Here is a 7,967-nt window from a genome sequence, read left to right as displayed (position 1 = left end):
CACGCAGTCGCATCCCTTCAAGAACAATGCAGCAATCAGACCGCAGTACAGGCGCCTTTGCCAAGATAAACCTGACTCTGACCTATGCTTTCCGGCCAAAGGGCCAACGGCCCCGGGCAGACACAGCGCCCCGGGGTCCGTTGGCGAACAATCCAAAAGATCAACAAGCTGCAACCTCCCAGACGCGCGGCGCCTGATCTGGCCAACGCAGTACCTGTTGCCGGCAAGTAGATCTCAAGCAGTACCGGGAGCCCACGCAACACCGAACCGACATAGAGCTCCAATAGATACTCGGCACTTGAATCCCGCACTCCAGTCAGCGCACATCCTGCGACAGCAACACCGCAATCGAAGCAAGCAACTGGTCGACCCTGTTTTGCACTTCCGGGATCGCGGCTTGGGAACCAAGCTCTCCATCAGTCCTCATCAACAACCGCAGTATCAATCAAGCAAATGCAGCCAGTGGCGCTGCATCAAGGGTTCCCGCCACAGCTGATATCCACGCACGCAAGATAAGCCTCAAAACAGGCATTCTTGTCGGCCTCCACACTCAGGCAACGTTGATATGCATAGAAGCAAGGTCTTTCACACTGCGCGGCCGAAGCAATTCCACCAAAGCAGGACATCGAAAGAAAACCAAAGGCGACAACGCGCTTGATCCATTTGTTCATGTCACGCTCCTTATCCGCCTGCCAATCCAGGCATCAAGAGCTTAAGGGTCGCCCAAAGCGCGCTCCATCGAAATTTCACAGTACCGGTCAACGGACAGAAACACTTTCGATGGATTCCACAGGCAGCACTCGACTTGTTACTCAAGCCCCAGCAGCTTCAAGGTCCTGCCCCATCAGCTACTCACGATCTCTACAAGCCCGCCAGACAAACCTTCACGTCTCAACTATTTGCAGACACAGGGCGGGTAGCGTCCTCTCGTATCGCCAAAAACAAAAAACCGGCTTTCGCCGGTTCTTCTGCAACACTTTGATTTTCATGGTGGGCGGTACAGGGATCGAACCTGTGACCCTTGCCGTGTGAAGGCAATGCTCTACCGCTGAGCTAACCGCCCGTGTTGCGAGCCGCTCATTATAGGGGGCTGAGCGAGCACGTCAACATTTTTCTTCACATCACGTCACATCGTCTGCGTGGGCTTGTCCGAGCTGGATGTGCCCGCCAGCAGCGTCTCGATCTTGTTGCGGATCGCCTCGCCATCGTTGCCGTCTGCCAGTTGCACGCCGATGCCGGCCTGGCGGTTGCCCTGCGCGCCCAGCGGGGTGACCCAGACCACCTTGCCGGCCACCGGCAGACGCTCGCTGGAGTCCGGCAGGGTCAGCAGCAGGAACACCTCGTCACCGAGGAAGTAGCGCTTGGGCGTGGGCACGAAGACGCCACCGTTCTTCACGAACGGCATGTAGGCGCTGTACAGCGCCGCCTTGTCCTTGACCGCCAGCGAAAGGATGCCCTGGCGGGCGTTCATCGCACTCATCGAATAGTCCCCTTGGATTGCACCTGGTTGGCCGCGCCCCACGCCAGCAGCAGTTCCACCACGGCCAGGTCGGCACGCACGGTGGTACGCAGCAGGTCACGGGTACGGTTGGCGGCATCGAACCAGGCGGCCAGCTTCTTCAATCGCGCCGGATCGGTCAAGCCGTCAGCAGCTTTCTGCAGGGCCAGATCGGCGGCATGGCGCAGGCGCAGGTCGGCGTGTCCGTCACCGGTCCAGCGCTGCGCCAGCTCCACGCTGCCGACCTTGCCGGCCAGCAGTTGGCCCAGTTCGTTGGCCACCTGCCGGCGCAAGGCCATGCCCTCGCCCTGCAGCCAGCGGTCGGCCAGCGCCGGGTGGCCACGCGCAGCGTCCAGCGCCTCGCGCGCCACGCCTTCGGTATAGCCACGGCCCTGCAACCAGGCCAACGCTTCCTCCCGTGGCGGCAGGCGGAACTCCAGGCGCTGGCAGCGGCTGCGGATGGTCTGCGGCAACCGCGCCGGGTCGGCGCTGAGCAACCACAGGTAGCGCCCCGGGGCCGGCTCTTCCAGCGTCTTGAGCAGGGCATTGCAGGCCGCGCGGTTGATCGCATCGGCCGGGTCCACGATCACCACCTGGGCTACACCGTACTGCGGGGTGAGCGCCAGCTTCTGCGAGATCTCGCGTACCTGGTCGATGATGATCTCGGTGCGCAGCTTGTCACCGGTCTTGTTGGGGATGAATGACACCAGCTGCAGGTCCGGGTGGCTGCCGGCGGCGATCAGCTGCGCGTTGCGCTGCCGAGCGGCGGCATCGGCGCCGTTGTCCAGCACATGGGCAGCCAAGGCCAGCGCCACCGCACGTTTGCCCATGCCGGCGGGGCCGCACAGCAGCAGGCCATGGCCAAGGCGACCACCGTCCAGCGCGGCCACGGTCTGGTCAAAGGCGCGTTGCTGCCAGGGGGCGAAAGCCTCACTCATGCGGGCAACTCCTGTTCCAGCCAAGCGGCGACGGCGCTGCGCACCTGCGCGGCCACGCCGGCCTGGTCCTGGCTGGCATCAATCAGGCGGAAGCGCTGCGGGTCCTGCTGCGCCCGCTGGCGGAACTGCGCACGCACGCGCTGGAAGAAATCGTCCTGCTCGCTCTCGATGCGGTCCGGCCACAGGTCGCGGCCATTGGCGCGGGCGCGGCCAATGGCCACGTCCACATCCAGCAGCAGGGTCAGGCCCGGCTGCAGACCTACTGCGCGCTTTTCCAGATCGCCGATCCACTGCAGGTCCAGGCCACGGCCGGCACCCTGGTAGGCAAAGCTGGAATCGGTGAAGCGGTCACTGAGCACATAGGCACCACGCTGCAGTGCCGGGCGGATCACCTGCCGCACATGCTGGGCGCGTGCGGCGAACACCAACAGCAGCTCGGCCTCGGCCGACAGTGGCTCGCCGGCGATCTCCTCATCCGGCTTCAACACCAGGTTGCGGATGCGTTCGGCCAGCGGCGTGCCCCCCGGCTCGCGGGTCAATACCACCTCGTGCCCGCGCTCGCGCAGCAGGTCACGAATGGCATTGATGGCGGTGGTCTTGCCTGCACCCTCGCCGCCTTCCAGGCTGACGAAATGCGGGTGCCGCAACAACGCTTGGTTCATTGTTCTACTGCCTCTTTTTTCTTGTCGCGCAGCCGCTGCAGGTACTGCGCGACGGCACTGTTGTGCTCGCCATAGCTGGCGGAGAAAACGTGGGCGCCGCTACCGTCACCCACGGCGACGAAGTACAGCGCGTCGCCGGGTGCAGGCCGCGCCGCGGCATGCAGCGCATCACGGCCCGGCATGGCGATGGGTGTGGGCGTGAGACCGGCACGGGTATAGGTGTTGTACGGCGTGTCGGTGGTCAGGTGCACCTTGCGGATATTGCCGTCGTAGGCACTGCCGATGCCGTAGATCACGGTCGGGTCGGTCTGCAGGCGCATGCCCAGCTTCAGGCGGCGCGCGAACACGCCGGCAATCTGCGGGCGCTCGCTGGCCAGACCGGTTTCCTTCTCTATGATGGAGGCCAGGATCAGCAGCTCGTAGGGCGAGGTCAGCGGCAGGTCATCGCTGCGCTCGGCCCAGGCGGCGGCCAGCTCCTTTTCCATCGCGGCATGGGCGCGCTTGAGCACATCCACGTCGCTGTCGCCACGCTGGTAGACATAGGTCTCGGGCAGGAAGCGGCCTTCCGGGTGCTGGTCGGGGAAGCCCAGCCTAGCCATCAACTCGGTGTCGGACAGGTCGGTTGTTTCATGCTGCAAGGGCTGCGCACGTGCCAAGGCGGCACGCAGCTGGCGGATGTTCCAGCCCTCGACGATGGTGACGCGGTGCTGCAGCACCTTGCCCTGGCGCATGTTCAGCAGCAGCTGGCGCGGGGTAAGTGCCGGGTCCAGTGCGTATTCGCCCACCTTGAGCTTGCCTGCAGCATCCAACTGGCGCGCCAGCAGCTGCCATTGCAGGTCATCCCCCTCCTCCACGCCCGCCGCGCGCAGCTTGCGCAGCATGCTGTTGAACGAGTCACCGGAGGCGATGCTCATGCTTTCGGCGGACGGCGTCAGCGGCGCGTCGGCAAAGCTGCCCTGCCGCTGCCACAACCAGGCCGCACCTGCGCCAGCCAATGCCACCAGCAGTACCAACACCGCCAGCACCAGCAGACATCCGCGCTTGGCACCCGCCATGGTCACCCCGTCTTCAAAGAACCGATGCGCAGGATACCGCGCTGGCGGCAGCGCCCGCCAAAACGGCGTTCATTATTGCGGGTCCAGCGCCCGCAACAGGCCGCGCGCCTTGGCCCGGGTTTCGTCCAGCTCCTTGGCCGGGTCCGAATCCACCACGATGCCGGCGCCGGTGCGGAAACTGGCGGTGTTGCCCTGCACTTCGGCGGTGCGGATCAGGATGTTCAGGTCCATGTCGCCGTCGCGGTTCAGCCAGCCGAAGGCGCCGGTATAGGCGCCGCGCGCGGTCTGCTCCAGCTCGGCGATGATCTCCATGCAGCGCACCTTGGGGCAGCCGGTGATGGTGCCGCCGGGGAAGGTGGCGGCGATCACCTGCCCCGGGGTCACGTCCGGGCGCAGGCGGGCGCGCACGTTGCTGACGATGTGGTGCACGTGGGCGTAGCTTTCCACGGTCATCAGTTCATCGACCTCGACGCTGCCGGGCGCGGCGATGCGGCCCAGGTCGTTGCGCTCCAGGTCGATCAGCATCACGTGCTCGGCGCGCTCCTTGGGATGGCCCACCAGTTCCTGGATGCGCGCGGCATCGTCGTCGCCTTCGAAGCGCGGGCGGGTGCCGGCGATCGGACGGGTCTGTACCAGGTCGCCACTGACCGAAACCAGGCGCTCGGGCGAGGAACTGACCACGGCGCGACCAGCGGCCGTGAACAGGCCGGCGAACGGCGCCGGGTTTGCCCGGCGCAGGCGCGCATACAGGGCCTCGGGTGCCAACGGCGCATCGAAGTGCGCCTGCCAGCGGCGGGACAGGTTCACCTGGAATACGTCGCCTGCATGCAGGTAGTCGATGACGTTGCGCACGCCGTCGGTAAAGCGTTCGCCTGCGTCTTCAGCGATGGCGCTGGGGCCATGCCAGTGCGGCAAGGGCGGCAGCTGCGCGGTTTGCGTTTGATCGTGCTGGAGCCGGCTGAGCAGGTCGGCGGCGTCATCCTCGGCGATGGCGATGCAGCGGCCGCTGTCGCGTTCGCGCAGTACCGCGGCCGGGCAACGCAGGGCGACGGCGCTTGGCAGGCCGTCGCTGCGCTGTGGCAGCTGCAGGATGGGTTCGACTTGTTGGGCCAGCTCGTAATCGAGCAGCAGTGCCCAGCCGCCGCGGAACGGGATGTCCGCGGCCATCGGGTTGCGCGGCTGGTGCAGGGCCTGCCAATCACGGTCGAGTGCGGCAAGGAAGTCACCGTCGACCGCGTTGCCGTCTTCGCGCTGCAGGCTGCCGTCGGGATTGAGCAGGAGTTGGTTGCCGTTGGCGATCAGCAGCATGTCCCACTGGCCGAGCTTGCCGGCGGCGGTGGATTCAAGCAGGACCGGGTAGCGATGCGGTGCGAGCCGATGCAGCGCCAGCAGGTCGGTATCGGCGTGCAGGGGGAGGATGTGCATCGTGGGCCCGGGGAAGTCTGGAAGGAGCGCGCCCTTCTCCCGCCGGGAGAAGGTGCCCCGAAGGGGCGGATGAGGGTGCGGGCGGCTGGCAATGTTTGACTGCCAAGAGCTGGCGCCCAATCGGCCGGTCACCGTTGTTGCTTCGGCCTTACCCTCACCCCAACCCCTCTCCCGAGGGGAGAGGGGCTTTTAGCGGGGCTTTGAACCTTTAAATCCGCTTGAACACCAGCGTGCCGTTGGTGCCGCCGAAACCGAAGCCATTGGACATCACCACGTCGACATTGGCCTTGCGCGCCACGTTCGGCACGTAGTCCAGGTCGCAGCCTTCGCTGGGGTTTTCCAGGTTGATGGTCGGCGGGATGATGCCGGTTTCCAGCGCCATCACCGAGAAGATCGCTTCCACGCCGCCAGCCGCACCCAACAGGTGGCCGGTCATCGACTTGGTGGAGCTGACCAACAGCTTGTAAGCGTGCTCGCCGAAGGCAGTCTTCATCGCCATGGTCTCGCCCAGGTCGCCCAGCGGCGTGGAGGTGCCGTGTGCGTTGAGGTAGCCCACCTGTTGCGGGGTGACGCCAGCGTCCTTCATTGCCGCCACCATGCAGCGGGCGGCACCTTCGCCGTTCTCGCTCGGGGCGGTCATGTGGTACGCGTCGGAGCTTGCGCCGAAACCAGCCAGCTCGCAGTAGATCTTCGCGCCACGTGCCTTGGCGTGCTCGTACTCTTCCAGGATCAGAATGCCTGCACCGTCGCCCAGCACGAAGCCGTCACGGCCCTGGTCCCACGGACGCGAGGCCTTGGTAGGCTCGTCGTTGCGGGTGGACATGGCCTTCATCGCGCAGAAGCCGCCCAGTGCGGTCGGCGAGGAGCCACGCTCGGCGCCACCGGCAACCATCACGTCGGCATCGCCGTACTGGATCATGCGCATCGCCGTACCAATGGAATGGTTGGACGTGGCACAGGCCGATACCGCCGAGAACGACGGCCCCTTCAGCCCGGCGATGATGCTCAGCTGGCCCGGCAGCATGTTGATGATGGTCTTGGGCACGTAGAAGGGCGAGATCTTCTTGCCCTCGTGGAACTCGATGGTCTGCTCTTCGATGCCCAGCAGGCCGCCGATGCCGGCGCCAACAATGGCGCCAATGCGCTCGGCGTTGGCCTCGGTGATTTCCAGGCCCGAGTCGTGCAGCGCCATGAAGGCGGCACCCAGGCCGTAATGGATGAACGGGTCCATCTTCTTGGCATCCTTGCCACTGACCCGGTACTTGCCGAACAGGGGGTTGTCGGCGGTGATGTCGAAATCCTTGACCTCACCTGCAATCTTGGTGGTGAAACGTTCCAGATAGTTATCTGCAACATTCGTCAGCGGGCCAATGCCCGAGCGGCCATTGATGATGCCTTCCCAGCTGCTGGCCAGATCATTGCCCAGCGGCGACACCATGCCCATGCCGGTAACGACGACGCGACGACTCATTGCGGATTCTCCTGGCCCCGCGCACGGGGGGATTGAAGCTTAAAAGCACAGGGCCGCATCAGCGGCCCCATGGATTTGCAACGCGGCTGACATGCTTGCCGACCGCGCCTTGTCAGACCTGGATCAGGCCTTGACGTGTGCCTTGACGTAGTCGATGGCAGCCTGGACGGTACCGATCTTCTCGGCTTCTTCGTCCGGGATTTCGCACTCGAACTCTTCTTCCAGCGCCATCACCAGCTCGACGGTGTCCAGCGAGTCTGCACCCAGGTCATCGACGAACGATGCGCTGGTGGTGACTTCTTCTTCCTTGACGCCAAGCTGCTCAACAACAATCTTCTTGACGCGTTCTTCGATGGTGCTCATTGGATATCGCTCCAGATGGAGTAGTGGTTCAAAAGATGCCAGCCCCCAAGGCTGGCCGTGGGATAGTGTAGTGGAAACCGTCGCGGCAGTGTTTCTCAACAAAAACCCCGCGAAGATCAACCACTTGGGTGCAGTCCATGCACGCCACGCTTACGGCATGTACAGGCCACCGTTCACGTGAAGGGTTTCGCCGGTGATGTAACTGGCCGACGGACCGGCCAGGAAACCCACCGCCTTGGCGATATCTGCCGGCTCACCGAGGCGGCCCAGCGCGACCTGGCCGAGCATCGCCGCCTTGGCGTCCTCGGGCAGATCCTTGGTCATGTCGGTATCGATGAAGCCCGGTGCGACCACGTTGACGGTCACGCCGCGGCTGCCGATTTCCTTGGCCAGCGACTTGGAGAAGGCAATGATGCCGGCCTTGGCGGCGGCATAGTTGGCCTGGCCGGCATTGCCGGTGACACCGATGACCGAGGCGATATTGATGATGCGGCCCTTGCGCGCCTTCATCATGCCGCGCATCACCGCCTTGGACGTGCGGTAGACGCTGGTCAG

General features: G+C 64.7%; 9 protein-coding genes and 1 tRNA gene. All 10 read right to left on the bottom strand.

What is annotated here, in order from left to right:
* Positions 1-473 precede the first annotated feature (473 nt).
* Positions 474-671 carry a hypothetical protein gene (locus B2527_RS10160; protein WP_293711506.1) on the bottom strand — a complete coding sequence of 66 codons (198 nt, stop codon included), beginning with the start codon at positions 669-671 and terminating at the stop codon, positions 474-476.
* Between the two features lie 317 nt (positions 672-988).
* Positions 989-1,063: transfer RNA gene (locus B2527_RS10155), tRNA-Val, on the bottom strand.
* Positions 1,064-1,126: 63 nt separating this feature from the next.
* Positions 1,127-1,480 carry a PilZ domain-containing protein gene (locus B2527_RS10150; protein ID WP_293711503.1) on the bottom strand — a complete coding sequence of 118 codons (354 nt, stop codon included), beginning with the start codon at positions 1,478-1,480 and terminating at the stop codon, positions 1,127-1,129.
* A complete protein-coding gene (locus B2527_RS10145; RefSeq protein WP_293711500.1) occupies positions 1,477-2,436 on the bottom strand; it encodes a DNA polymerase III subunit delta' in 960 nt (319 codons plus the stop codon). Before B2527_RS10145 ends, B2527_RS10150 begins: the two co-directional genes overlap by 4 nt.
* Positions 2,433-3,098 carry a dTMP kinase gene (tmk, locus tag B2527_RS10140; protein ID WP_293711497.1) on the bottom strand — a complete coding sequence of 222 codons (666 nt, stop codon included), beginning with the start codon at positions 3,096-3,098 and terminating at the stop codon, positions 2,433-2,435. Before tmk ends, B2527_RS10145 begins: the two co-directional genes overlap by 4 nt.
* Positions 3,095-4,153 carry an endolytic transglycosylase MltG gene (mltG, locus tag B2527_RS10135; protein WP_293711494.1) on the bottom strand — a complete coding sequence of 353 codons (1,059 nt, stop codon included), beginning with the start codon at positions 4,151-4,153 and terminating at the stop codon, positions 3,095-3,097. The genes tmk and mltG overlap by 4 nt, the downstream gene beginning before the upstream one ends.
* Before the next feature lie 72 nt (positions 4,154-4,225).
* Entirely contained in the window at positions 4,226-5,578 is a 1,353-nt protein-coding gene (locus B2527_RS10130) for an aminodeoxychorismate synthase component I (RefSeq protein WP_293711491.1), read from the bottom strand.
* A gap of 208 nt (positions 5,579-5,786) precedes the next feature.
* Positions 5,787-7,049, bottom strand: coding sequence for a beta-ketoacyl-ACP synthase II (gene fabF / locus B2527_RS10125; protein WP_293711488.1), 1,263 nt, complete (start codon positions 7,047-7,049; stop codon positions 5,787-5,789).
* 123 nt (positions 7,050-7,172) lie between these two features.
* Complete coding sequence (gene acpP, locus B2527_RS10120; protein WP_054659808.1) at positions 7,173-7,412, bottom strand: acyl carrier protein; 240 nt, start codon at positions 7,410-7,412, stop codon at positions 7,173-7,175.
* A 150-nt stretch (positions 7,413-7,562) separates the two neighbouring features.
* Positions 7,563-7,967, bottom strand: a 405-nt coding sequence (locus B2527_RS10115; protein ID WP_293711475.1) for an SDR family oxidoreductase, incomplete at its 5' end; no start/stop codon positions are given.

This window comes from Stenotrophomonas sp. UBA7606, assembly GCF_002477705.1.
Taxonomy (GTDB): domain Bacteria; phylum Pseudomonadota; class Gammaproteobacteria; order Xanthomonadales; family Xanthomonadaceae; genus Stenotrophomonas.
The sequence above is the reverse complement of the archived record's forward strand: the minus strand, read 5'-3'. Positions and strand labels throughout refer to the sequence as shown.